Here is a 25,431-nt window from a genome sequence, read left to right as displayed (position 1 = left end):
AATTATACATTCTCTTTCTGTACAAATGCGGTGACTGTCTTCAGGATAATTTTTACATCCAGTCCGAATGAAAAACTTTTTGCATATTGGATATCCAACTGCTTGCGTTCTTCTGCAGAAAGTTTACCGGCTTCACCTCTTTTTTCTACTTGCCATAGTCCTGTAAGCCCTGCCGGTCCCATAAAGCGGTCGATATGTTCGTCACTAGTCAGTAATTCTGCTTCATAAAGTGGGAGAGGGCGATTACCAACTATAGACATATCTCCTTTTAAGATATTAATAAGCTGTGGTAATTCGTCAATGCTATATTTACGGATGAAACGTCCCACTTTCGTTATTCTCGGATCATTTTCCAATTTTACAAATGCATTACTCTTTTCTTGGGATTTTTTGTGGATGTAATCTTCTTCAGAAATGACAAAGTCATCTGATACTAAAATAATCTCATTGAGATCTTCATCTTTCATATCTGATGATAATTTTTCGTCTTTTTCTTCTTCTTCTCTTGATATTTCTTCTTGTTGATACTGATTTAGAGCATTGAAGTCCTTCAAATGTTTATCTGCGTCAGTATACATAGAACGGAATTTTAGAAAATCAAATATTTGATAGTTACTTCCTACTCGTTTGGATTTATAAATAATCTGACCTTTACTTTCCAACCGAATTGCTAATGCTGTTATGATTAGAAGAGGGGAAAGAAATAATAATGCCATACTAGAGAAAATAATATCAAAAACTCTTTTCCATAAAGGTAGATGGAACCCACTTTGATTCTGAGCTTTAAGTTGGATAGCTTCTATTTTTTGCTCTTTCCTTCGATTAAGAAAAGTCCCCAAGGTAATGAATGAATCCTGAGTTGTTTCATGTTTGATAGTATTATTAACACCGGCTTTTAGATATTCTATTCCCTCCTCTTGAGTAATAGCATCAGTTACCAATACCATGTAAAGTCCCGGATACTTTTTATGTATAAGAGAAATATTCTCAATATCTTCGGATAGGCTAGACTGTTCAAAGAATAATACAGCGTCATATTTTTCATGAATATTGTCTAATATTCGGAATGCTTTTTGGCAGGTAGGCACTGCACAAAAGACTCCTATACTTAACTTTGAGAATAATTCTATTGTCTTATTATGTTTGCCTAAATAAACGAAATACTGCATGATACTACCGTGGATTAATCAATAATCTTTTTGATACGGATCTTAAGTTCCAGCGGATTAAAAGGCTTTAATATATAATCTTCTGCTCCTTCTTCCAATAATCTTATTCTTTCTGAAGTACTTTCTTCACTGGATAACATAATGATAGGAATTGATTTAAATAATTCATTTGCTTTCATGTAACGTAAAAATTCATCTCCTGTCATATGAGGCATACGGATATCTGAAATGATTAAATCTGGCATATTTCCTTCATAAAGCCATTCTATAGCTTTAATCGGATTTTCTATGTAGGTAAAATTGTAATCATTACTTAGATATATTCCAGCTACTTTTCCGATGGTTTCTTTATCATCGACTAATAAAATTTTCTTTTTCATACAAATACAATTAAGACCGTTTTAATGTTTGCTTTGTCATTCGGTTTTTAATGAAGACATTAAGTTATTTTGTCATATTTTCTATGACTCTATGCAAATATAGGTATTATTTTGAATATTCTTTCAATCTAAGAAAATAAAATTCAGAAGATAACCATATAAACGTTATTTATACGTTGTTTTATTCACAACAAAAGCACAAATCTCCTGTTTTAATAAGATTCATGTTTTCATATTATATGCTAAATTTCGTTTTTATTTCTTTGAAAAATGTTTATTACATCCCAATCATTCCACCAATTTTTGTTTCCGGTATCACCACTGGTTACCCAATTGCTAAAATGTTTAGATACTAAGCAGTTTGAATATAGACGTATTCCAATAGGCATTTAAAGTTGGTGGGAACAACGATTTCCCAATCCAGGTTTTCTTTACTTAAGTAATATTTCTTTCCAAAAATAGAACTGTCATCATCGTTACCTCCAAACAGGCTGGCATCTGCTAACTGTGTAGGTTGGGAACCAACTATGTCGATTTCCCTGCAATTTATGCTATTTCCTCCAGTAATGATAAAGACATTCAATTTGTTGATGTTAAAGGTTTCAGCTGATAAAGCAGGCTCATCGAATCCTATGGAAAAGCTTATCGTTTTTGTGTTTCTATTATTATTAGAGTTATCGGAGAAGGTGTTTATCTTATATATTGATCTTTATCTAATGCTTTATGTGCATCGTCAAATAATGGGATTACCATATGTTTTTGCCCACTTTCTATATTTTTATTATTTAAATTAAAATTCAGTGCAGAGGTATGATTGAATTCTACTTTTTTCCTAATATCACTTGCAAGGAGTTCGTCGAATATAATAGCTGCACTAATCTTTTTTGTAGTTCCAATAGCATTTTATTCAATCTCCCATTGAATTAGGCATTCGAAAAGATGAATCATAGAAATTTTTATCGGAATCAACGCAACTGAACAAAGTGCATCCTATTGCTATTGCAATAATTGGCATAAATAGGTTAATTCTTCTCATTTTTCTGTATATATTTGATAGTTTGTTAATTCTTTAGCACAAAGATACTTGTGTGTTTTGAAAATAAAGATTTATTTCTTGATTTATTCGCCTAATGAAACAACGAATTAACTCTTTAGTTTTGATTAAAGATTATATGAGTAAAAATCCCCTTAGTTTTTTCTTTTTAAAGGGTATGAAGTAGAAAAATCAAAGGGAATAGTAATAAGTAGAATATAGCATTTTATGATTTAGTAATTTCTCCAATTAAGCAAGAGTCCATTTTATATCGAATTTCCTGATTGGGCAATTCATGTCCTAATAGAAACATCAATTTAGTAATGGCACATTCCGGAGTACTATCATATCCACTGATAACTCCTGCTTCCAATAAATGCATTCCTGTTTCGTAACGTTCCATTTCTACAGCTCCGGAAGCGCATTGAGTAATGTTTACAATAATAATACCTCGTTCTGTCGCCTCTTTTAGCTGTCTGATAAACCACTCTTTTTGTGGTGCATTTCCCGATCCGAATGTTTTCATGACAACAGCTTTTAAACCGGGGACGTGAAGTAGTGAAGTGACAATTTCTTCCTGAATACCCGGGAAGAGAGTCAATATGACAACATTGGTATCGAATAGATAATGAGGTTTTAGTGGCTTGGCTGGATTCGGTTTGCGTATAAGGTTAGGTTCGTATTTTATATGAATACCCACCCGTGCCAATGGGGGATAGTTGAAAGATCGGAAAGCATTGAAGTTTTCTGCATTTATCTTGGTCGTACGGTTACCCCGCATTAAATGATTCTCAAAGAAAATGCAGACTTCCGGAACAATGGCTGTACCATCGGGATTCTTTGCAGCGGCAATTTCAATAGCTGTAATCAGGTTCTCTTTTCCATCTGTGCGTAGAGTTCCGATAGGGAGCTGGGAGCCTGTTAAGATTACCGGCTTACTCAGATTTTCGAGCATAAAACTAAGTGCAGAGGCAGTATAAGCCATGGTATCTGTTCCATGAAGGATAACAAAACCGTCAAAACTGTCATAGTTGTAATTGATAATTTTAACGAGTTTAGCCCAGTATATAGGCTCCATATCCGAGGAATCGAGAGGAGGATCGAATTGATAAGTTGAAATATGATAATTAAATCTTTTCAGTTCGGGAACATGTTTGAGTAAGTGGTCGAAATTAAAGTTTTCCAGAGCACCTGTTTCTGGATTTTCTATCATTCCGATAGTACCACCTGTGTATATCAACAAAACGGAAGGGGTATCTACTCTCATAATTGACGGATTTTCATTAAATAGTTAACAAAGATATAGATTTATCATGAATAATAAATAGTGAATGATGATTTTGTTTGTAGTTTGTACTGAAATGTTATAAGAGGGGCTGTCTGCAAAGCCCGTAAACCCTGTCATTCTGAACGATGTAAAGAATCTCTTCTTTGATACATTTAAGAGCAAATCCTTTCACAAGCTCCTAATGACAAAGCAAAATGATAGCGTACCATCATTTATCGGACAGCCTGCATATACAAATGGAAAAACTACTGAAATAAACCATTCACTATTTGTCATTGGGTGTATATCTTTATTTGAGTGCTTCTTTTAAGCGAATAATCGCTTTCTCAGGATCTTTTTCTTCTTCAAGTAAAGCCACGAAACGACTACCGATAATAGCTCCGGAAGCATGTTCGCAAGCTGCCTGGAAAGTAACTTTGTTGGAGATGCCGAATCCTACCATCAAAGGATTATTCAAGTGCATATCATTTATCTTTTTAAAATAAGCTCGTTTTTGCCCGTCGAAATCTTGTTGAGCGCCAGTAGTAGCTGCTGACGAAACCATATAGATGAATCCGTTCGTATGTGCATCGATCTCCCGTATCCGTTCTTCACTGGTTTCAGGAGTGATGAGCATGATAACTTTTATGTTGTAACGTTCTGCTACGATGCGATATTGCTCTTGATAATCTTTGAAAGGTAGATCAGGAATAATAACGCCGTCAATACCGCATTCCACACACATCCGGCAGAAGTTTTCAAATCCGAATTGCATGATAGGATTCAAGTATCCCATTAATATAAGTGGTATCTTTACCTCTTTGCGAATATCACGCAGTTGTTCAAAAAGAAGTTTCAGAGACATACCATTGCGTAATGCTTGGGTGGCTGCATTTTGGATAACAATTCCATCAGCCATGGGATCACTGAATGGAATTCCGATCTCAATCATATTAACACCTTGTTTTTCAAGTGTACGGATAACATCGGCAGTGCCTTCTAAAGTTGGATTACCGGCACAAAAGTAAATGGAAAGCAGATTTTTCTTATTACTATTGAAAAGTTGATTAATTCTATTCATGATTTTGATAATTTTTGATTGATTATATAGTTTCTAATTTATGGAGAAATTCCCTGATACGTTGCGTATCTTTTTTTCCCGGTTTCAACTCAAAACGGCTGTTAAGATCATACCCAGCTAAACGAGGATGCTTGAATCTTTTTAATGCCTGTATGCTGTCAAGGTCAATGCCTCCGCTTAGAAGAAACATTTTTTCTCCCTTATAAGCATGGAGAATATTCCAATCGAACTGATTGCCGGATCCCCCGTATTGCTTGCATTTTGTGTCGAACAAAAAATAGTCGCAAACTTCTTCGTAATTGCACACAATATCCAAGTCCTCAATATGGGCTATGGAAAAGGCCTTGATTATTTTCAATCCGTACGTAGATAAGGAACGGCAGTATTCGGGTGATTCGCTGCCATGTAATTGTATATAGTTTAATCCAAAACGATCAGCATAAGTAGTAACTACTTGTTTATTTTCATTTACGAATACTCCGATACGGTGAGTATGAACAGGTAAATAGGATGGAAGTTCATATACATACCTGGGCGATTGAGGATAGAAAATAAAACCTATCATATCTACATCTCCAAGTGCTTCCAGATGCTGTATATTTTCAGCGTCCCGCATACCGCATACTTTGATAATTTTTCCATTGATCATAATACTTTCGTTTTGAAGATTAGGAATTATTGAATCGATTGCAGAAAACTTTGTAAGGTCTCTCCCGGTTGCGGAGTTTTCATAAATGTTTCCCCAATCAAGAAACCACGAAATCCGGCAGCCTGAAGTCGTTTTACTACTTCAGGATTAGAAATTCCGCTCTCCGATATCAACACAGTATCTTGAGGAAGTTGTCCTGCCAGACGGAAGGAATTTTCTACATCAGTGACAAACGTTCCCAAATTCCGGTTATTGATACCTACCATATCTATTTCTTTATTGATATAAGATAGTTCCTCGGTACTATGAATTTCCAGTAAAACTTCCAATCCCAGAGTATGAGCTTCTTCTGTTAGTTGCCTACATTTGTCCGGATGTAGTGCGGCAGCAATGAGAAGTACCGCATCTGCACCAACAATTTTTGCTTGGTACAATTGATATTCATCAATGATAAAATCTTTTCTGAGAATTGGTGTTTCAACCAAAGACCGTACTGCACGAATGTCTTTCAGTGAGCCTCCAAAAAACTTTTCATCAGTAAGTATAGAAAGTGCTGAAGCACCCGCTGTAACATAAGATGGAACAATATCTTCCGGACGTGCCTCCTGCTTGATCCATCCTTTTGACGGTGAACGTCGTTTGAACTCTGCAATAATGCCCGAAGTGGAAGAAGATAAGGCCTGTTTCATAGAACGTCCTGGCGGAATGTCCCCAATGCCTTCCTGTAATTGTTCGAGAGATATTGCTTGTTTCTGCAAATCAACCTCGAATCGTTTGTTAGCTATGATTTCAGATAATACATCTTTCATACAAGTTTCATTTATTCAGTTCGATAAATTTTTTGAGAGCAGACAACGCCCGTCTGCTTTCCAATGATTCTTTTGCAAGAGCAATACATTCTTCAATCGTCTTTTCGGGGCGAATCACGTGAATGGCAAAAGCGGCATTGACTATTACTACATTCTTTTGTGCATTGGTAGCCGTATTGTTCATTACGTTATCAAAGATATTAGCAGCATCTTCGGGAGTTTGTCCTCCGTCCAGTTCTGCTTCGGTGTAGCGGGAGAAACCAAGACTTTCAGGAGTATAAATCTTTTCATGATCACAGGTTGCTACTTTGAATTCGTTCGTCAAGGAGATTTCGTCGTATCCATCCAGACTATGAACCACTGCAAACTTCGTTTTACTTTCCTGATAAGTATAAGTATAGAGACGCAGCAAGGGAAGATTATAAACGCCCAATAACTGATATGCAGGTAACACAGGATTAACCAACGGACCGAGCATATTGAAAAAAGTTCGTACTGCCAATCCTTTGCGTACAGGTGCAACAGCTTTCAATGCAGGATTAAACAACGGTGCGTGCAGATAAGCGATATTACACTGTTCAATGCTTCGCCGTAGCTGATCTACATCACTCGTGAATTTAACCCCATGTTGCTCCATTACATTGCTGGCTCCACTAACGGAAGTTGCTCCATAGTTACCGTGTTTTACAACAGGAAAACCTGCTCCGGCTACAGTAAAACAAGCAGCGGTGGAGATGTTGAATGTGTTTTTTCCATCGCCTCCTGTACCTACAATGTCTATCGGAGAGAATTCACTTAAATCGACCGGAACGCGCATTTCCAATAGAGCGTCGCGAAATCCGCATAATTCTTCTACGGAAATATTACGCATCAAAAAGACGGTAATAAGAGAAGCTATTTGTACATCATTGTATTTTCCTTGTGCGATATTTTGCAGAATAGTGCGGGCTTCATCGCGTCCCAGATATTGATGTTCAAAAAGTTTATATAGAATCTGTTTCATGAGTTTAATTGTTTAAGAAGTTTTTGATGATTTCTTTCCCTTGTGGTGTAAGTACCGACTCCGGATGGAACTGAATGCCATGTACATCGTAAGTCTTGTGGCGTAGTGCCATGATCTGCTTTTCTTGGCTTTCTGCTGTAATTTCGAGGCAATCGGGAAAATTTTCACGGCTGACTACCCAAGAGTGATAACGCCCCACAGGTATTTCCTTACCTAATCCTTTGAAAAGGATATCTTTCCGAAGAATGGTGACCGGAGTCTGTACTCCATGATATACTTCTTTCAGGTTTTCCAGTCGTGCACCGAAAGCTTCTCCGATAGCTTGATGTCCCAAGCAAACACCCAGAATACTTTTGGTCGGTGCATACTTTCTAATAATAGGCAATAACAACCCAGCTTCTTCCGGTATACCGGGTCCGGGTGAAAGAATAATTTTATCAAATCGTTCAACTTGGTCAAGAGATATCTGGTCGTTACGGAATACTTCTACATCTGTAGCGCCGAGTTCTTTCACAACGTGTAAGAGGTTGTAGGTGAAAGAATCATAGTTATCTAAAAGTAATATTTTCATTTTTTTATTTAATTCTAAATTTGATATAATGAATGAAATTTCCAGTAGAGTTTAAATATTAGTTCTTTAATGTAATAGCTAAATCAATCGCTTTTTTCAATGCTCCTAATTTATTGTTTACCTCTTGCAACTCGTATTCTTCTTGGCTGCGTGCTACAATACCCCCTCCGGCTTGAAACCATAATTCATTGTTGCGGCTGACGAAAGTACGTATAGTGATGGCTTGATTCAGTTCCCCATTCAATCCGATAAATCCGATACAGCCTCCATAAGCACCTCTGTTGTGTGGTTCTATTTCACTGATCAGTTGCATCGCGCTAACTTTGGGAGCACCACTTAAAGTTCCGGCTGGGAAAGTATCGATAAAAGTCTTTATCTTGTCAGCTCCTTCGTTTAACTCACCGGAGACACGGCTTACCAAATGGATGACATGACTGTAATACTGCGGTTCTTTATAGAATAACACTCGTACATCATGACAATTGCGTGAAAGATCATTTCTTGCCAGATCCACTAGCATGACGTGTTCTGCGTTTTCTTTAGGATCGGCTAGCAACGCTTCTGTCAATTCACGGTCTTTCACTGTATCACCCGTGCGGCGCGTTGTTCCGGCAATAGGATCGATATAGGCGTGTCCGTTTTCTATTTTACAGTGTGTTTCCGGCGAAGAACCGAAAATACGGTATCCGCCAAAATCGAAATAAAACAAGTATGGAGATGGATTAATGCTGCGCAGAGCACGATAAACTTTAAAATCGTCTCCGGCGTATGGTTGTATAAATCTGCGTGAGAGAACGATCTGGAATACATCACCACGCATACAATGTGCAATCCCTTTACGCACATTGGCTTTGTGCTGTTCATCGGTTATAGGGCTGGTTACAGGGCCGGTGACAATGAAATTGTAGGAAGCGTAGTTTCTGTTTTCGATAGCTGCCTCCAGTTCTGGCAGACCACTTTCTTCACCTTCGGAAAGCATTTCTACTAATGTCAGTTCATTTTTGAAGTGATTGAAGACAATCACATATTTATATAATATGTATAGCAAATCCGGTGCATCATTTTGTTCGTCATGGCTTTCTTTCACAGGAATATGTTCGAAATACTTTACCGCATTGAAAGTTGTGTATCCATAAAGTCCGCATACATTTTTATTTTCTCCGCTGACCTGAAACTGGTTGATGAAACGGTTCATTGCTTTTTCTACAGTATAGGTTTTAGTTAATGGTTCTTCTGTTTGGGTCTGGTCCGGATAAGTGATCGTAACGATACCGCTATTTATTCCGATATTCGCCAATGGGCATAGAGCAATGAATGACAGAGAGTTTTCTCCGGCATGATAGTCGGAGCTTTCCATTAATGCAGATTGGGGGTACATATCCCGTACTTTGAGATAGATACTGACTGGAGTATGCATATCTCCGAGTACCTGTTTGCTATGAGTGATATAATTGAATGTTTTCATTTTTATTAATTTAAAATGCTGTATTTTGAATGATAGATCATTTTTCGTTAGTCATTAAACGCCAGATAAGTTTCAACATCTTTATCTCCGCGTCCCGATACAGTAAGTACAACTACATCCTCAGGTTTAAACTTCAGTTTTTTCAAAGCACCGAGCGCATGTGCAGATTCCAATGCAGGAATGATACCTTCGAGTTTGGTTAATTCATAAGCGGCTTCTATCGCTTCATCGTCATTAACGGCTAATACGGTAGCGCGTTTCTGTGCAGCAAGATTTGCGTGGATCGGTCCGATACCCGGATAGTCAAGTCCGGCAGAGATAGAATACGGTTCTTCAATTTGTCCGTCTTCGTCTTGGATAACATAAGTCCGTGAACCGTGGATAATTCCCATTTTACCTAACTGAATGGTGGCGGCAGTCATTCCTGTTTCTATTCCTTTGCCTCCGGCTTCTGCAAGAACAATATTGATTCGTTCGTCATTGATAAAATGATAGATGGTCCCGGCAGCGTTGCTTCCACCACCTACACAAGCAATCAGATAATCAGGATAATCACGGCCTTCTTTTTCCTGCAATTGTTTTTTGATTTCTTCACTGATGACGGATTGCAAACGTGCTACCATGTCAGGATAGGGGTGAGGTCCTACGGTAGAACCAATGATATAGTAAGTATCTGAGGGATGACAGCACCAGTCGCGGATTGCTTCATTTGTTGCGTCCTTCAAAGTCATATTACCGGAGGTGACAGGAATAACAGTCGCTCCTAACATTTTCATTTTTTCTACATTGATATGTTGGCGTTCAACATCTGTTTTTCCCATATAAACGATGCATTCCATATTCATCAGTGCACATACCGTCGCTGTCGCTACTCCATGTTGGCCGGCACCTGTCTCGGCAATAATCCGTTTTTTGCCCATGTGGCGTGCCAATAAGATCTGTCCAATAGTATTATTAATCTTATGAGCCCCTGTATGATTCAGATCTTCCCGTTTGAGATACAATTTGCAACCGTATTTATCGGAAAGGCGGCGAGCCGGATAGAGAGGTGAAGGGCGTCCCACGTAGTCACGCAATAATTGGTCGAACTCCTTTTTAAATTCTGCACTTTCGAGCACATCAAGATATGTGTTCTTTAAATCCTCAACACATTTGTGGAGAATCTCCGGTACATAAGCGCCACCAAATTCTCCGTAATAACCGTTCTGATCAACTAAAAAACTCTTCATAATTCCTATTTTTATTTATTATTTTATTAAAACTCTAATTGGGATGAAACTGAAACATACGAAAAGAGCCCTGTCGCAGGTTGCGACAGGGCTCTTTCAAATATCTTATAACTTTATTGAAGTATATACATACGAGCACTGCTCCCTTACGACTGTCGGAGTTGTAATGGGTGCCACCACCAATATGTATTTACTAACATTGTTCTCATATCTTTTTTCTTTAATTCGTGGCAAATATAAACACTTTGTTTTAAACAGCAAACTTTTTCTGACTTTTTTTGTCCTTCTTTTCATTTTTTCAAAAATAGAACAATTTCCTGTTTTAGCTGTTCTTATGAATATTGAATATTTAAACAGAAACGAATTATGAAACAGAGAAAAGTTTTAGTCGGCATTGCCGTGGCTATTTTTATTATACTTTTACTTTATTGGTTACTTGTTGCAGAAGATATGAATGCATGGCTATCGGCTATGGTACCATCCACTGTGCAAAACCTTATAGTGTGATAAAGTATCGTCTTATCAGGATATAGCAACGGTAAGAGTGCAAAAATGAAAAGTTTTTTATGGCTGGTTTAAAATTCCGAAACTACCGGAATTTTAAACCAGAAACATGAGCCTTCTCCTTCTTTTGATTCTACTCCAATCGTTCCTCCCATGCGTTCAACAATGACGTTGCAAATAGCTAGTCCCAATCCGGTTCCCTGAACAAAAGTATTCAATTTAACGAAACGCTCGAAAACTTGATTTACTTTTTCGGCAGGAATGCCAATACCGGTATCTTTTACGAAAAAGTAGACTTCGTCTTTATTTTCATTTATTTCGTATCCCATTGTTATAGAACCTTCGGTGGTAAATTTCATTGCATTGTTCATAAAGTTGATAATGACTTGTGACAGTCGTCGGGGATCTGTCAAGATAATGCAGCTTTCGGCATTATGAATGAATTTTATTTCTACTTTGGGAGAGGTTTTCTTGTGTAACATTTGGACATAGATGTCTTCTATCAGCTGGTTAATATCGGTTTCTGCAAAAGTAAATTCCATGGTTCCGGCTTCAATTTTTGAAAGGTCGAGAATATCGTCTATCAGTTGTAACAGGAGTTCACTGTTGCTGGCTATGATTCTGTTATATTCTTCTATTTCCTCTTTATTTTCTACTTGGCAGATCATATCAGAGAATCCTACAATAGCATTTAAAGGAGTACGTATCTCGTGACTCATGTTTGCCAAAAAAGCCGACTTAAGTTTATTAGACTCTTCTGCCTTCTCTTTGGCATCTTTTATCACCTGTTCTATTTTTAGCTTTTCAGTAACATCTTCAAAACGAACCAATCCTCCTATGATGTCTTCTTCATTGTCATCATACACGGGAATGGCTGTAACTTCGATGTCCAAATGGTCGATCTTGAAAATGTGTTTTACGGTTTTTCCACTTTGGATGGCTTCTTTAAAAGCACAGTTGTGGCAAGGCTCTTTAATTTTAGTTTGAGCTGTATAGCAAAACTCTCCGGGCTGATAATGTCCTCCTTCTAATAGATTGGTGATATTAGTAGTTTCTTCCCATTGTACCTGGAAATTCCTGTCAATATAAACCAGTCCGAAATCAATACTTTTTAAGGCTACCTGTTGTTTCTTTATCGCTTTTTCCAGATTTTCTTTGGCGGCGAGTAACTCACGTTCATACAATTTTAGTTGGCTGATATCCCAACGGGCCACGAGTAGCCATTTTTGTTCGTCTATCCACGATATAATAGATTTCATTACGATAGTATCATGCCTCACTCCGTCAGCAGTAACATAACTTTCTTCAGCGCGGTATGACTTTCCGGATTGTATCAGTTTTTCGTCTATGTTACGGTAATGCATACCTCGCACTACTCCATATATCTCTTTGTCAGTATGTCCAATGGCTTCTTCTCGGTTAATTCCGGATTGTAGCTCCGATTCTTTATTCCAGTACGAATATTGAAAGTTATTTTGAATGTCTTTGACCATGATAGGAAAGGGCAGATTATCAAGAATATCACTGAGGAAACGTTGATAACTATTATACTTTTTAATATTTCTATGGAGTGAATATAAACGGTAAGATAGGATACTGATGATAAGCAACAAAATAACTAATAATCCGATAATAAATAGGTTCGGTACTAGTAAATCAGATAAGGATTTGTTTGTCATATTGTGTAAATGCAATGATACTTTGCAAATATATGAATATTTGAAATGTTTAGCAAATTATAATTAGATTATTGGAGGTAATGAAAAAACGTCAATAATTCGGGATATTCTCGGATAAATAGTAGTTGGTGATATATAAATTTATAATTTTGCTATGATATTAATTCGATTAATGATAAACTAATATGGAGAATTTTATATTTCAGAATCCTGTGAAGCTGTTGATGGGTCGTGGGATGATTGCTCAATTAAGTAAAGAAATTGCTGCTGACAAACGTATCATGATTACTTTTGGCGGTGGAAGTGTGAAAAAAAATGGTGTGTATGATCAAGTAAGAGAGGCTCTGAAAAATCATTATACTGTAGAGTTTTGGGGAATTGAGCCCAATCCGTCTATCGAAACTCTACGGAAAGCTATTGCTTTGGGAAAAGAACAGCAGGTAGATTATTTGCTTGCCGTAGGTGGTGGTTCGGTTATTGACGGAACGAAGCTGATTGCTGCCGGTTTACTATATGAAGGGGATGCTTGGGATCTCGTTCTTGCCAGACGTCCGGTGACAAACACGGTTCCCCTTTCTACGGTTTTGACTCTTCCTGCTACGGGTTCGGAGATGAATAATGGAGCTGTAATTTCCCGTCACGAAACAAAAGAGAAATATCCGTTTTATGCTAATTTCCCATTGTTTTCCATACTCGATCCGGAGGTGACTTTTACTTTGCCTCCCTATCAGGTTGCTTGTGGATTGTCTGATACATTTGTACATATCATGGAGCAATATATGACAACCCCCGGACAAAGCAGAGTGATGGATCGTTGGGCGGAAGGTGTTTTGCAAACTTTGGTTGAAATTGCTCCGAAAATTCGTGAAAACCAACATGACTACCAGTTAATGGCTGATTTTATGCTCTCTGCAACGATGGCATTGAATGGTTTTGTTGCAATGGGCGTTTCACAGGATTGGGCTACTCATATGATTGGTCATGAAATTACTGCTTTGCATGGATTGACTCATGGTCATACTTTAGCTATCGTACTTCCTGCCACGTTAAGGATACTTCGCAAGTCAAAAGGAGAAAAACTGCTTCAATATGGTGAGAGAGTATGGGGGATTATTTCCGGTACAAAAGAAGAGCGTATTGATGAAGCGATTCGTCGTACGGAAGAATTTTTTCGTTCACTGGGACTGACTACCCGTTTGCATGAAGAGGAGATTGGTCAGGATACTATTGTGGAAATTGAACGTCGTTTTAATGAACGAAAGGCTAATTATGGTGAAAACGGAGAGGTGACAGGAGAAGTTGCCCGTGAAATTCTGGAAAGCGCCCTTTAATTTCAATATTACATCATAGAAATCAGGCTTTTCTACAGGTTATATGTTCCTTTCGTTCGATGAAGATAGTGGTTCTGTTGATAAAATAAAATGGTGGATAAACTATCTTTTTCGTATGGTTGGGCTTTTGGTAATATCTGTAAAATGTAATAAAACTACGCCATTGCAGTCTAAGCTGGAGGATGAAATAAAATACAGCTTTGGGAGGATATTTATATATTGAAGTACTATCTTTGTGGTCCATGAGGAGAATCTCATCTAAACTATTTCGTTTTATGAATGAAGATATTTTGAAACAGAAAATTCAGCGCTGGATTGTAATAGTCTCAGTGCTTATTTTAGTAGGTAAGTTCATTGCTTTTTATCTGACCAACTCTGTTGGTATTTTGACTGATGCAATGGAAAGTATAGTTAATGTGGTTGCCGGTTTTATTAGTTTATATAGTTTGCGTTGGGCTGCTAAACCTAAAGATAAAGAACACCCTTTTGGTCATGGAAAGATAGAATTGATTTCTGCTTCGATTGAAGGATTGCTTATTTCAATTGCAGGAGGATTAATTATTTATGAAGGAATACAAAGGCTCTTTTCACCTGCTGAAATAGCGAAGTTAGATGTCGGTATTATTGTTGTTGCAGTTGCCGGACTTCTTAATTACCTCATGGGTTGGTATAGTATAAAGATGGGAAAGAAATACAACTCGATAGCGTTGGTAGCAGGAGGAAAGCATTTACAATCTGATACTTATTCTACAATTGGGTTGGTAATCGGGCTGCTATTGCTGTATTATACGCATATTGCATGGATTGATAGTGCACTAGCATTAATATTCGGTACAATAATTATCATTACAGGGATATCAATTTTGCGGAAGACAGTAGCTAATTTATTAGATAAAGCAGATAGTGAAGTCTTGCTCAATGTTGCAAAATGTATTAATAAACATCGGCAGCCTGATTGGATAGATATTCATAACACCAAGGTAATTAGATATGGCAGTTTTCTATATATAGATTGTGATTTGACTCTTCCGTGGTTCTATAATGTGATAGAAAGCCATCATGCTTGTGATAAACTAAGAGATACTTTAATAACTGATTTTTCGGATAAAATACAAGTTTCTATTCATTCAGATCCTTGTATGATGAAGCATTGTGAACATTGTGAGATCAAGAATTGCACATCAAGAAAATCAGAGTTTGTTACTTTGGAAGATATAAGTTTGTCGAATATCATTCAAAGTGATGAAGAGAGAAATGAACATCAAAATATAATTTAGCTGAGAGTCCCTTCAGATTTACCTCAATAGTATTCTAAATGAATGGCAACTTTGCCATTTGTTCATGAATCCTTATTAGATGTTTTGTCATAGAATACTTCTTCTCTTATAGACTATTAATAGATAAGTTCTTCAGCATAAGGACTAAACTTATTCTTCTTTAATAGCAAACTTTCTTTTATCTAAAAGAAATCTATAAATGCAAGTTCCGTTTATAAAAACGTAAGTTTTGTTTGTATAAACGGAACTTGCATTTACACAAACAAAACTTGCATTTATAGTTTGCATCAAATAGAAAAAAACTTATCTATTAAGCAAAAACAAGTTTAGTTCTTATGCTGAAGAACTTTTTTATTAATACTTTACCAGTGAATAAATATATTTTCATATCTTATGAAAAGTCCAATTTGATTAATTAGAATAATTTTCATCAACTTATTGACTACAAACTATATTCTTGTTCAGTTGATTTTTGCTCTGTCTAATTTATATATAAATAAGTGAGAAGTATCGGTAACAATCAAGAAATGTTTCGTTACTCTGTCGTCCGAATTAAATCGCATCGGAATCAACATATATAGTTAATCTTAAAACAAAAGCCCTTAATAGTAGATTCTTTAGGCTTGTTTAGTTAAAAATGTATTTTACACTGTACTATTTGCAAAGTTTACTTTTCTAAATGAAAAGTATTACATACATTTATCCCAAACTTTAATACAGTATCGTATGAAAACAAATTATTTATTCCCTAACTATTGTAAACGGATAGGATGGATTCTGTTTATTCCTTTTTGTATTTGTGGTGTTCTCTGGTTGATTGATGAGAGTTGGTTGCCTACTATTAGTTTGCCTTTTATTAATGGTAATGGACATACAGTCTTTTTTGATGGCAATGATTTTATGGATGAATTGTTAGTGATTGGCAATACTGTAGCTCTTTTGTTAATTGCTTTTGCAAAAGAGAGATATGAAGACGAGTGTATTGCTGAACTACGATTGAGGGCTTTTGTATATAGTATTCTTATCAACTATGTAATTGTAATATTGGGAACAATGTTTCTGTATGAAGAGCTATATTTTAGATTTCTTTGTGTCAATATGTTTACTATATTACTATTATTTATTGTGATATTTAATGCCTTATTATATAAATTCAGAAAATTGAAAGATGATTAATACAATTAGAGTGGAACGTGCCATTCAGCGAATGACACAACAAGAATTAGCAGCTAGAGTAGGGGTGACACGTCAAACTATTACCTCCATTGAAGTTGGTAAGTATGTACCTTCAACTGTACTGGCTTTGAAGATTGCATTTGTATTTGGAAAAAGTGTAGATGAAATATTTAAGTTGGAAGCTGTGGATTGGGAGTAACAATTGAAATAAAAGAGTAGGCATATATGAAATATAGGATATTATTTTTATTAATAGTGTTGGTAATTTCCTTTAATAAACATTGCGCTTTTGCTAGTCGGACTCTCTGTTCGGGTGATGGTGAAAAGCAAATGGATAGTATGGATAATGGTAGTAATGGAGCTTATTATACAGGTGCTTATCTCAATTTGTTTGATAAATACTTGGGGATATCAAAGCAACAGACAAATGAAAAAATAAATCAGATATGGAACCATTTTTTCGTTAATGAGGGCACAAAGATTTATTTCGAAGGTAATGACAATACTGCTTATATTTATGATACCGGTAATCGTGATGTAAGAACTGAAGGAATGTCTTACGGAATGATGATTTGTGTTCAGTTGAATAAACAAAAGGAGTTTGATAAACTTTGGAGATGGGTAAAAAAGAATATGCTGTACACATCAGGTAAGTGGAAGGGATATTTTGCATGGCAGTGTGAAACTGATGGCAGGAAAGTAGGATATGAGCCAAGTTGTGCGCCGGATGGTGAGGCATATTTTATAATGTCATTGTTCTTTGCTTCGCATCAGTGGGGAAACGACGGCACTTATGATTATGGTTGTGAAGCTCAGGAAATCTTGAAAAATATCATGTCTAAAGACGGTACCGACGGAGTTTTTACGATGTTCAATCGGAATTCTAAGCTTATTACATTTGTTCCATCGGGCACTATGTGGAATATTACGGATCCTTCTTATAATATACCTGCATTTTTTGAACTTTGGGCTATTTGGGCAGATACAAATAAGGACTTTTGGCAGCAGGCTCCTGACGCGGCTCGTTGTTTATTAGTAAAAGCCTCACATCCTGAAACTGGATTATTTCCTGATTATTCTACTTTTGAAGGGAAACCTTATCAGCCCGAGTGGAAAAAAGATTACGATGCCAGACGTTTTCAGTTTGATGCGATCAGATGTGCGATGAATATTGGTATGGACTACTATTGGTTTGGAAAAGATGCCGATAATCAGATAATTATGATGACCCGTTTATTGACTTTCTTTAAACGTGATAATTTTGTGCATGGACAGTTTAATTGGGATGGGACTGAGCCGGACGGTCCTTATTCAGAAGGAATGGCAGGTGCAAATGCGGTCGGAGCTTTTGCTCTTAAAGATGAAACTTTGAAGCGTGAATATCTTCAACGCCTTTGGGATACACCGATTCCTGTAGGAACTTATCGTTATTATAATGGTATGGTATATATGCTTTCTATGTTACACGTAACGGGCAATTTTAAAATTATCAAGCCCTCCATGTCTGGAAGTGATTAAGTTTTGTTATGAACTAAAAAAGGTTCTAGTTTGTTTTTATTTAGGTGGAAAAGAGTTACTTTTGTTCACTCAAATTAATCTTTATCTTATCAAGATAAAACATTCATTCTATTTTGGCTTATGCTGATAACTATTATCATTCTCGTGCTTTCTGCTGTTTTTTTTGTGAACGGCAGGATTCGTTCTGATCTTGTTGCACTCTGCGCATTAGTTGCATTACTTGTTTTTCAGATATTAACGCCGGATGAGGCATTGTCCGGTTTCTCCAATTCGGTGGTTGTTATGATGATCGGGCTGTTTGTGGTTGGAGGAGCGATCTTTCAGACAGGATTAGCTAAAATGATCAGTTCACGGATTCTTAAATTAGCAGGAACTAGTGAGATACGTTTGTTTTTGCTGGTAATGTTGGTTACTTCTGCTATCGGTGCTTTTGTTAGCAACACGGGTACGGTGGCGTTGATGCTTCCTATCGTAGTCAGTCTGGCTGCTAGTGCCGGAATGAACCAAAGCCGTTTGCTGATGCCTTTGGCATTTGCCAGTAGTATGGGAGGAATGATGACATTAATCGGTACACCACCGAATCTTGTCATTCAGAATACGCTTACTTCTGCCGGTTTGGAACCACTTTCTTTTTTCTCATTTCTTCCTGTCGGGCTTGTCTGTGTCACGGTAGGTACGTTGGTCTTGATACCGCTTAGTAAATGGTTTCTTTCTAAAAAAGAGCAGAAAGATAAGGATATCCGTTCCGGCAAATCGTTGAAACAGCTTGTAAAGGAATACGGACTATCCAGTAATTTGTTCCGTTTGCAGGTCATTGGTGATTCTCGTTTATTGGGGCAAACAATTATCGATCTGGATATTCGTCGTAAGTATGGGTTGAATATATTAGAAGTACGGCGTGGTGATATGTCACAACATCGTTTTTTGAAGACCATTACACAGAAACTTGCTGCACCGGATACCATCTTGCAGATGGACGATATTTTGTATGTGACGGGAGATATTGAAAAGGTGCAGTTGTTTGCTGAAGATTATCTGTTGGGTATGTTAGACGGACATAAAACAGAAGAAACGCAGCAAGTAAACAATTCTTTGGAGTTTTATGATATCGGTATTGCCGAAATAGTCTTGATGCCTGCCTCTAACCTGATAAACCAAACGATTAAAGAAGCAGGATTTCGTGACAAGTTTAATGTTAATATATTGGGCATTCGTCGTAAGAAAGAGTATTTGTTACAAGACTTGGGAAGTGAACGGATCCATAGCGGAGATGTTATATTGGTACAGGGAACTTGGAGTAATATCGCTCGTCTTGGTAAGGAAGATTCCGATTGGGTGGTACTAGGCCAGCCTTTGGCAGAAGCTGCTAAAGTTACTTTGGATTATAAAGCTCCCGTAGCTGCAGCTATTATGGTATTAATGGTAACTATGATGGTTTTTGATTTTATTCCTGTCGCTCCTGTGACAGCTGTCATGATAGCAGGTATTCTGATGGTACTTACAGGATGCTTCCGCAATGTGGAAGCTGCCTATAAAACAATAAACTGGGAAAGTATTGTTTTAATTGCAGCAATGCTTCCTATGTCTCTGGCCTTAGAGAAAACGGGAGCTTCGGAATATATATCCAATACATTGGTGAGTGGGTTGGGAACCTACGGACCTCTTGCACTGATGGCTGGTATTTACTTTACCACTTCTTTGATGACAATGTTTATCAGTAATACAGCTACTGCAGTATTACTTGCACCTATTGCTTTGCAAAGTGCCTTGCAGATTGGAGTAAGCCCGGTTCCGTTTCTATTTGCCGTGACGGTAGCGGCTAGTATGTGTTTCGCTTCTCCATTCTCTACACCGCCTAATGCGCTAGTTATGCCTGCCGGACAATATACTTTTATGGATTATGTAAAAGTAGGATTACCGTTGCAGATTATTATGGGGGTCGTAATGGTATTCATTTTACCACTAATTTTCCCTTTCTGATATTTGTTTCAGTTTTTCTTCCGTTAGTGGGAAGTAACTCCTGATATATGGAACATTTTCCAATATATCAGGAGTTATTTATATGCTTATTTACTTTGCGGAGTAATAGGCATTTTCATATTTTGAGTATACAGGCTGTCAATAATACCATCGGACAAACCAATCGTGGGTACGGTAATTCCGGTAGCTTTTACTTGAGTTGCTATTTCCAAAAAGATTTCTGCCGCAGGAACAATAACATCCGCACGGTCCGGTTTCAATTTGAATTGCTTGATACGCTCTTCAGATGAGAGAACTTTTAGTGCTTCATAAGTGTCATGGAGTGATTTGATGGGCAGAAATGATGTTTTTTTGTCTTTTTTATCTGCCAGACGAAAAAGCTTATTGATATTACCTCCGGAGCCTATAATATGGATAGGAGCGTATTCTTGGGTAAGGTTTGCAAGGTCCGCCCGCAAAGCTTCTTTCTCTTCTTCTTTTACCATACCGCTAAGCATACGTACCGTGCCAATATTATATGAATGTGACTTTTTTAATTCACCATCGCTAATGAGGTTGATTTCCGTACTGCCACCGCCTACATCTACATATAAGTAATTCTGACCTGAAATAAATAATTGTTCGATATGGTTATCATATACAATGTGTGCTTCTTCCTGGCCGTCGATAATCTCTACGCGGATGCCGGTTTTCTTGGCAATACGTTGAGTAATTTCTTTTCCGTTCCGAGCATCACGCATGGCAGATGTGGCACAAGCACGATAATCGACTACATCATATATTTTCATCAATTGTTTGTATGCTTTCATTAGGCGGATTAGCTTTTTCTCCTTTTCTTCTGAAATGACTCCCATAGTAAAAGAATCCTCACCTAATCTCAAAGGAACACGGATGAGCTGTATTTTACTCATTAGTTCGGCTGAGTTTTCTTCATTTACACATTTCACTAACAATCGCACAGCATTGGAGCCTATGTCGATAGCTGCATAATTAACCTTCTTCATTCTATATTCTTTTTATATTCTGTATAAAGCTCTTCCTGAGAACGGAAAAGAGATTTCTTTGTTTCATCAACAGGTTGTTGTGGAAGAGTAGGAGAGATTTCTTTCCAAGGCAGATTCTCTCCACTACCATCTACGATACGTCCTTTCGCAGTATCGTGTAAACCATAACAAATGATTTTCTTCAAGTCTGCTTGTATCTCTTTATTGTAAACAGGTACAAGTACCTCAATACGGTTATCCAGATTTCGTGGCATCCAATCCGCAGAACCGATATAATATTTCTCTTCTCCGCCATTGGCAAAAATAAAGATACGGGAATGCTCCAGATAACGATCTATAATACCATTGATATGTATATTTTCGCTAATACCCGGAATACCTGTTACTAATGAACAGTTACCGCGAACTAACAGATCAATTCGGATACCGGCAGCCGAAGCCTCATAAAGCTTTTCTATGAGTAAGCGATCGGTTATATGATTTACTTTAGCAAGTATATAGGCATCTTTACCCTGTTCTTTATTTTTGATTTCTTTGTTAATAAGTGCTATGAGACGTTTTCGCATATCATTTGGGGAAACCAATAACTCACGGAAATTGACTGGAGTATATGGCTTTTCAATAAAGTTGAATACATCATTCACTTCTTTTACGATATGTCGGTGAGCCGTCATTATTGTGTAATCCGTATACATTCGTGCATTTCCTTCATGGAAATTCCCTGTACTTATACAAGCAATATCTCCATGACGAGTTGCAATATGAACGAGTTTTGAGTGTATTTTCAATCCTTCCACACCAAAAATGACGTGAATACCTGCATCTTGCATTCTCTTGCTCCAATAGATATTGGAAGCTTCGTCAAAACGAGCTAATAACTCAATGACTACTGTTACCTTCTTTCCATTTTTAGCAGCACAAATCAGTGCTTTTACAACTTTAGAATCTTTAGCTAGGCGGTAAAGTGCTATTTTGATACTTTTTACTTCCTTACTGATAGCTGCTTCGCGGAGTACTCGTATAAAAGAGTCGAATGAATGGAATGGATAATGTAACGAACGATCTTTTTGACGGATTAGTGTTAATAAACTTTCGGTACTATTTAACTCCGGTTTGAAGATTGGAGGCCAGACCGGATATTTTAAATCTTTACGATTACAATCCGGAAATTTCATCAAATCTTTAAAATTATGATAACGACCGCCTGCCACACGAGTATCATTCTTGTCTATATTCAGACGTTCAATCAATCTTTTTAGCAGATCTTTAGGCATCTGTTGATCATAAACAAAACGTATTGGTTCTCCTTTTTTTCTACTTTTCACCCCTTTTGAAATCTTTTGAAGTACTCCTGTACGGAGATCACTGTCTATTTCCATCTCGGCGTCTTTGGTAAACTTAAAGGTATAGGCTTCGTAATCTGTATATTTCATGCCGACAAATATCAGAGGCAAACAATAGCGAATGACATCATCCAGAAACATAAGATAAGTTTTTTCATCCACATCCGGGAGCTGAATAAAGCGTTCAAAATCAGCAGTTGGAAGTTCGATTACTGCATAGTCTTTTTCCTTTACTTTTCCTTCCAGGTCTTTTCTGATGAGACGGGTTGCCAGATAGATATTTTCGTCATTTTGATCCTCTAGAGGACGACTACCATTTAGAAAAACCGGATTTGTAGAACCATTTAGTCTGTTACGATAGAAGGAAGTGATAAATTCTTGTTGTTCCGGAGTCATCTCTGTTTCTTTGATGACAAAAATATTTTCCTGCTTCAGTTCCTCCATGATTTTGGTAAACGTTTCCTCAAACTGTTGATAGTATCGGTTATGTAGTTTGCCAATCTGTTTTAGAGTTTGTGAAGCTATTTCTTGTTCTTTTCGGATGTTTTTGTCGTTATATTCGATAATACGATTTAAAGTTGCTACACGTACACGAAAAAACTCATCCAAATTATTTGAATAAATACCAAGGAAAGTCAGACGTTCCAATAAAGGGACTTCCGGATTGGCAGCTTCGAGTAAGATGCGTTGGTTGAAATACATCCAGCTGATGTCACGTTCCACATAAGGAAGTATTTGTTTCTCGTCGTTTGATTTCATAAAGAAAGACCTTTATTATTATTATTGCAAAAGTATCGGATGCAGATGTTATTGATATAACATTTTTAATACGAACTTATTACAATCCGAGTTTGTTATTTTTATATATGGATAGAAACACTTATATTCGCAAAAGTATTGAAATAGACTTCGTTAAAAATTATAGAATATATGAAAACAATGAATTTTTCTCTTATTCGCATCCTATTTGCACTAGTAATAGGTTTAGTGCTGGTACTTTGGCCTGATGCGGCTGCCAATTATATTGTTATTACAGTAGGAATTGCTTTTTTACTCCCCGGTGTGATTAGTCTTATCAGTTATTTCGGACGCAAAAAACCGACAGATGGAATGTCTTCGCGTTTCCCGATTGAAGGGGTAGGCAGTTTGTTATTTGGTCTTTGGCTGATCGTGATGCCTGATTTTTTTGCTGATGTATTGATGTTTTTGTTAGGTTTCATTCTGATGATGGGCGGAGTTCAACAGATCGCTTCTTTATCAATGGCACGACGTTGGATGCCGGTTCCGGGAGCCTATTATCTGGTACCTTCGCTGATTCTTATTGCAGGAATTATTGCTTTATTCAATCCGACCGGGGCACGTAATACTGCATTTGTTATTATCGGAATCAGTAGCTTGGTATACTCGGTTTCAGAATTGATAAATTGGTTTAAATTTGCACGTCGTCGTCCTAAGAATCCGGTTTCACATTCGGATGACGATATTGAAGATGCCAAAATAATAGAGTGACTATAAAAAGAGGAGGACTACTTCACAGTACCCCTCCCCACAAACTTAAAACAACCAACAAAAGAAATAGATAATCTCAATCTGAATGAGGTTATATCACTTTGGATATAACCTCATTTCTTTTTATCTGATAAATAAGAGTTCTCTGTATTTCGGCAGTGTCCACATCTGGTTGTCCACGATAAGTTCGAGCTTGTCGATGTGATAACGGATTTCTTCCAGTGCCGGGACAATCGTGTCATGATAAGCAATTGCTTTCTCACGTTCACTCTCAATCTTGTTTGCCACCTTGCGGGCTTCGATCATTGCATCCACGTGTTCTTTGATGAAAGCCGTACGGTCAGCAATCTCTTCGATCAGTTCCAGATTTTTGGAGGAAAGTTTGGCAGCTTTTTCAGCCGGGAATAGAGACTGCATCTTATATACGTTATTAATCAAGTCGGTCTGGTACTGAGTAGCGACCGGGATAATATGATTCATAGCCAAGTCTCCTAAAACACGTGCTTCAATTTGAATCTTTTTGGTATACATTTCCCATTTCACCTCATTACGCGCCTCCAATTCTTTCTTTGTCATGACTCCGGTAGCTTCGAACATTGCAATGCTTTCCGGTTTCAGATAATTATCGAAGATGACAGGAACACTGGTTTCGCAATCCAATCCACGACGGGCAGCTTCTGTTTTCCATTCATCACTATAGCCGTTACCGTCAAAATGAATAGGTTTACATTCTTTGATATATCCGCGGATAATCTCCAGAATAGCGGAGATTTTTGGTTCTCCTTTCTCAATCAAAGCGTCTACATCTTTTTTGAACTTATTCAGTTGGGCGGCAACTGCTGTATTCAAAGCTATCATAGCGGAAGCACAGTTTGCTTCGGAACCTACAGCACGGAATTCGAACCGGTTTCCGGTGAAGGCAAAAGGAGAAGTACGATTACGATCAGTGTTATCAATCAACAGTTCGGGGATTTGAGGAATATCCAACTTCATACCCTGTTTACTGCTAAGATTGATTAAATCGTCTTTGGTGCTGTTTTCAATATGGTCCAATACTTGAGACAACTGCTTGCCAAGGAAAGAAGAGATGATTGCGGGAGGTGCTTCGTTGGCTCCCAGGCGGTGAGCGTTCGTAGCGCTGGAGATAGAAGCCTTCAACAATCCGTTGTGGTGATAAACTGCCATCAAAGTATTCACTACAAATGTAACGAAACGCAAGTTATCCTCCGGAGTCTTGCCCGGTCCCATTAACAGGATGCCCGTATCGGTACCTAACGACCAGTTGTTGTGCTTACCGGAACCATTGACACCTTTAAACGGCTTTTCATGCAGTAGTACACGAAAACCGTGGCGACGGCTTACCTTCCGCATTAATGACATGATAAGCAAGTTGTGATCATTTGCTAAGTTGCATTCTTCAAAGATAGGCGCCAATTCGAATTGGTTCGGAGCAA

23 protein-coding genes and 1 pseudogene are annotated in these 25,431 nt (G+C 37.5%); 8 read left to right on the top strand and 16 right to left on the bottom strand.

All coding sequences use genetic code 11. The features are described from left to right. Positions 1–2: 2 nt before the first annotated feature. The 12 genes from PHO71_RS21085 to trpB form a co-directional block, all read right to left on the bottom strand. On the bottom strand, positions 3–1,169 hold the full coding sequence (locus PHO71_RS21085; protein ID WP_300207163.1) for a sugar transferase: 1,167 nt from the start codon (positions 1,167–1,169) through the stop codon (positions 3–5). 14 nt (positions 1,170–1,183) lie between these two features. Beyond that, complete coding sequence (locus tag PHO71_RS21080; RefSeq protein WP_300207160.1) at positions 1,184–1,549, bottom strand: response regulator; 366 nt, start codon at positions 1,547–1,549, stop codon at positions 1,184–1,186. A gap of 352 nt (positions 1,550–1,901) precedes the next feature. Further along, positions 1,902–2,243, bottom strand: coding sequence for an LruC domain-containing protein (locus PHO71_RS21075; protein WP_300207188.1), 342 nt, complete (start codon positions 2,241–2,243; stop codon positions 1,902–1,904). Next, the gene (locus PHO71_RS26275) at positions 2,240–2,446 is read right to left on the bottom strand and encodes a DUF4842 domain-containing protein (protein ID WP_367279920.1); all 207 of its coding nucleotides are present in this window, start codon (positions 2,444–2,446) and stop codon (positions 2,240–2,242) included. The genes PHO71_RS21075 and PHO71_RS26275 overlap by 4 nt, the downstream gene beginning before the upstream one ends. 362 nt (positions 2,447–2,808) lie before the next feature. After that, positions 2,809–3,849 carry an asparaginase gene (locus tag PHO71_RS21070; RefSeq protein WP_300207158.1) on the bottom strand — a complete coding sequence of 347 codons (1,041 nt, stop codon included), beginning with the start codon at positions 3,847–3,849 and terminating at the stop codon, positions 2,809–2,811. Between the two features lie 310 nt (positions 3,850–4,159). Then, on the bottom strand, positions 4,160–4,930 hold the full coding sequence (gene trpA / locus PHO71_RS21065; RefSeq protein ID WP_300207156.1) for a tryptophan synthase subunit alpha: 771 nt from the start codon (positions 4,928–4,930) through the stop codon (positions 4,160–4,162). A 22-nt stretch (positions 4,931–4,952) separates the two neighbouring features. After that, a complete protein-coding gene (locus PHO71_RS21060; protein ID WP_300207154.1) occupies positions 4,953–5,579 on the bottom strand; it encodes a phosphoribosylanthranilate isomerase in 627 nt (208 codons plus the stop codon). A gap of 26 nt (positions 5,580–5,605) precedes the next feature. Beyond that, positions 5,606–6,388: an indole-3-glycerol phosphate synthase TrpC gene (trpC, locus tag PHO71_RS21055; RefSeq protein ID WP_300207152.1), complete on the bottom strand. Its 783-nt coding sequence runs from the start codon at positions 6,386–6,388 to the stop codon at positions 5,606–5,608. Positions 6,389–6,395: 7 nt separating this feature from the next. After that, complete coding sequence (gene trpD / locus PHO71_RS21050; protein ID WP_300207150.1) at positions 6,396–7,391, bottom strand: anthranilate phosphoribosyltransferase; 996 nt, start codon at positions 7,389–7,391, stop codon at positions 6,396–6,398. Positions 7,392–7,395: 4 nt separating this feature from the next. Beyond that, on the bottom strand, positions 7,396–7,962 hold the full coding sequence (locus tag PHO71_RS21045; RefSeq protein ID WP_300207149.1) for an aminodeoxychorismate/anthranilate synthase component II: 567 nt from the start codon (positions 7,960–7,962) through the stop codon (positions 7,396–7,398). Positions 7,963–8,020: 58 nt separating this feature from the next. Continuing rightward, positions 8,021–9,427 carry an anthranilate synthase component I family protein gene (locus PHO71_RS21040; protein WP_300207147.1) on the bottom strand — a complete coding sequence of 469 codons (1,407 nt, stop codon included), beginning with the start codon at positions 9,425–9,427 and terminating at the stop codon, positions 8,021–8,023. 47 nt (positions 9,428–9,474) lie between these two features. Further along, positions 9,475–10,656 (bottom strand): tryptophan synthase subunit beta, encoded by a 1,182-nt coding sequence (gene trpB, locus PHO71_RS21035; protein WP_300207145.1) that lies wholly within the window; start codon positions 10,654–10,656, stop codon positions 9,475–9,477. A gap of 366 nt (positions 10,657–11,022) precedes the next feature. On the opposite strand from trpB, the gene PHO71_RS21030 reads away from it, so the two are divergent. Then, positions 11,023–11,163: a hypothetical protein gene (locus PHO71_RS21030; RefSeq protein WP_300207143.1), complete on the top strand. Its 141-nt coding sequence runs from the start codon at positions 11,023–11,025 to the stop codon at positions 11,161–11,163. A gap of 68 nt (positions 11,164–11,231) precedes the next feature. On the opposite strand, the gene PHO71_RS21025 is transcribed toward PHO71_RS21030, so the two are convergent. Then, on the bottom strand, positions 11,232–12,839 hold the full coding sequence (locus tag PHO71_RS21025; RefSeq protein ID WP_300207140.1) for an ATP-binding protein: 1,608 nt from the start codon (positions 12,837–12,839) through the stop codon (positions 11,232–11,234). A 185-nt stretch (positions 12,840–13,024) separates the two neighbouring features. On the opposite strand from PHO71_RS21025, the gene PHO71_RS21020 reads away from it, so the two are divergent. The 6 genes from PHO71_RS21020 to PHO71_RS20995 all read left to right on the top strand — a co-directional run bounded on the left by PHO71_RS21020 (position 13,025) and on the right by PHO71_RS20995 (position 20,121). Further along, positions 13,025–14,170 (top strand): iron-containing alcohol dehydrogenase, encoded by a 1,146-nt coding sequence (locus tag PHO71_RS21020; RefSeq protein WP_300207138.1) that lies wholly within the window; start codon positions 13,025–13,027, stop codon positions 14,168–14,170. Between the two features lie 275 nt (positions 14,171–14,445). Next, positions 14,446–15,447 (top strand): cation diffusion facilitator family transporter, encoded by a 1,002-nt coding sequence (locus PHO71_RS21015; protein ID WP_300207136.1) that lies wholly within the window; start codon positions 14,446–14,448, stop codon positions 15,445–15,447. A gap of 726 nt (positions 15,448–16,173) precedes the next feature. Then, positions 16,174–16,623 (top strand): hypothetical protein, encoded by a 450-nt coding sequence (locus tag PHO71_RS21010; protein ID WP_300207135.1) that lies wholly within the window; start codon positions 16,174–16,176, stop codon positions 16,621–16,623. After that, positions 16,616–16,822 carry a helix-turn-helix transcriptional regulator gene (locus tag PHO71_RS21005; RefSeq protein WP_300207133.1) on the top strand — a complete coding sequence of 69 codons (207 nt, stop codon included), beginning with the start codon at positions 16,616–16,618 and terminating at the stop codon, positions 16,820–16,822. The genes PHO71_RS21010 and PHO71_RS21005 overlap by 8 nt, the downstream gene beginning before the upstream one ends. Positions 16,823–16,848: 26 nt before the next feature. Beyond that, positions 16,849–18,141, top strand: coding sequence for a glycosyl hydrolase family 8 (locus PHO71_RS21000; RefSeq protein WP_300207130.1), 1,293 nt, complete (start codon positions 16,849–16,851; stop codon positions 18,139–18,141). Positions 18,142–18,261: 120 nt separating this feature from the next. Then, positions 18,262–20,121, top strand: coding sequence for an SLC13 family permease (locus tag PHO71_RS20995; RefSeq protein ID WP_300207128.1), 1,860 nt, complete (start codon positions 18,262–18,264; stop codon positions 20,119–20,121). An 86-nt stretch (positions 20,122–20,207) separates the two neighbouring features. Here the strand turns inward: PHO71_RS20995 and PHO71_RS20990 are convergent, their stop codons facing one another. Both PHO71_RS20990 and PHO71_RS20985 read right to left on the bottom strand, forming a co-directional pair. Next, positions 20,208–21,125 (bottom strand): Ppx/GppA family phosphatase, encoded by a 918-nt coding sequence (locus PHO71_RS20990; protein ID WP_300207125.1) that lies wholly within the window; start codon positions 21,123–21,125, stop codon positions 20,208–20,210. After that, positions 21,122–23,227: an RNA degradosome polyphosphate kinase gene (locus PHO71_RS20985; RefSeq protein WP_300207123.1), complete on the bottom strand. Its 2,106-nt coding sequence runs from the start codon at positions 23,225–23,227 to the stop codon at positions 21,122–21,124. The genes PHO71_RS20990 and PHO71_RS20985 overlap by 4 nt, the downstream gene beginning before the upstream one ends. A 171-nt stretch (positions 23,228–23,398) precedes the next feature. Here PHO71_RS20985 and PHO71_RS20980 point away from each other — a divergent pair, with 171 nt between their 5' ends. Further along, positions 23,399–23,977, top strand: a complete 579-nt coding sequence (locus PHO71_RS20980) for an HdeD family acid-resistance protein (protein ID WP_300207121.1) — start codon at positions 23,399–23,401, stop codon at positions 23,975–23,977. A gap of 123 nt (positions 23,978–24,100) precedes the next feature. Here PHO71_RS20980 and PHO71_RS20975 read toward each other — a convergent pair. Then, positions 24,101–25,431 (bottom strand): annotated as a pseudogene (locus tag PHO71_RS20975) (glutamine synthetase type III); the annotation flags it as partial.

The organism is Bacteroides sp., from assembly GCF_028690125.1.
Lineage (GTDB): Bacteria > Bacteroidota > Bacteroidia > Bacteroidales > Bacteroidaceae > Bacteroides.
Note: the sequence above shows the minus strand (reverse complement) of the source record. Positions and strands in the feature narration are given on the sequence as shown.

Bases quoted from the DNA above. Each gene is read 5' to 3' on its own strand.
- PHO71_RS20980 (WP_300207121.1), top strand. From the start codon at position 23,399: ATGAAAACAATGAATTTTTCTCTTATTCGCATCCTATTTGCACTAGTA.
- PHO71_RS21015 (WP_300207136.1), top strand. From the start codon at position 14,446: ATGAATGAAGATATTTTGAAACAGAAAATTCAGCGCTGGATTGTAATA.
- trpB (WP_300207145.1), bottom strand. From the start codon at position 10,656: ATGAAGAGTTTTTTAGTTGATCAGAACGGTTATTACGGAGAATTTGGT.
- PHO71_RS20990 (WP_300207125.1), bottom strand. From the start codon at position 21,125: ATGAAGAAGGTTAATTATGCAGCTATCGACATAGGCTCCAATGCTGTG.
- PHO71_RS21030 (WP_300207143.1), top strand. From the start codon at position 11,023: ATGAAACAGAGAAAAGTTTTAGTCGGCATTGCCGTGGCTATTTTTATT.
- trpA (WP_300207156.1), bottom strand. From the start codon at position 4,930: ATGAATAGAATTAATCAACTTTTCAATAGTAATAAGAAAAATCTGCTT.
- PHO71_RS21020 (WP_300207138.1), top strand. From the start codon at position 13,025: ATGGAGAATTTTATATTTCAGAATCCTGTGAAGCTGTTGATGGGTCGT.
- PHO71_RS20995 (WP_300207128.1), top strand. From the start codon at position 18,262: ATGCTGATAACTATTATCATTCTCGTGCTTTCTGCTGTTTTTTTTGTG.
- PHO71_RS21010 (WP_300207135.1), top strand. From the start codon at position 16,174: ATGAAAACAAATTATTTATTCCCTAACTATTGTAAACGGATAGGATGG.
- PHO71_RS21040 (WP_300207147.1), bottom strand. From the start codon at position 9,427: ATGAAAACATTCAATTATATCACTCATAGCAAACAGGTACTCGGAGAT.
- PHO71_RS21060 (WP_300207154.1), bottom strand. From the start codon at position 5,579: ATGATCAATGGAAAAATTATCAAAGTATGCGGTATGCGGGACGCTGAA.
- PHO71_RS21025 (WP_300207140.1), bottom strand. From the start codon at position 12,839: ATGACAAACAAATCCTTATCTGATTTACTAGTACCGAACCTATTTATT.
- PHO71_RS20985 (WP_300207123.1), bottom strand. From the start codon at position 23,227: ATGAAATCAAACGACGAGAAACAAATACTTCCTTATGTGGAACGTGAC.
- trpC (WP_300207152.1), bottom strand. From the start codon at position 6,388: ATGAAAGATGTATTATCTGAAATCATAGCTAACAAACGATTCGAGGTT.
- trpD (WP_300207150.1), bottom strand. From the start codon at position 7,391: ATGAAACAGATTCTATATAAACTTTTTGAACATCAATATCTGGGACGC.
- PHO71_RS21005 (WP_300207133.1), top strand. From the start codon at position 16,616: ATGATTAATACAATTAGAGTGGAACGTGCCATTCAGCGAATGACACAA.
- PHO71_RS21070 (WP_300207158.1), bottom strand. From the start codon at position 3,849: ATGAGAGTAGATACCCCTTCCGTTTTGTTGATATACACAGGTGGTACT.
- PHO71_RS21000 (WP_300207130.1), top strand. From the start codon at position 16,849: ATGAAATATAGGATATTATTTTTATTAATAGTGTTGGTAATTTCCTTT.
- PHO71_RS21080 (WP_300207160.1), bottom strand. From the start codon at position 1,549: ATGAAAAAGAAAATTTTATTAGTCGATGATAAAGAAACCATCGGAAAA.
- PHO71_RS21085 (WP_300207163.1), bottom strand. From the start codon at position 1,169: ATGCAGTATTTCGTTTATTTAGGCAAACATAATAAGACAATAGAATTA.
- PHO71_RS21045 (WP_300207149.1), bottom strand. From the start codon at position 7,962: ATGAAAATATTACTTTTAGATAACTATGATTCTTTCACCTACAACCTC.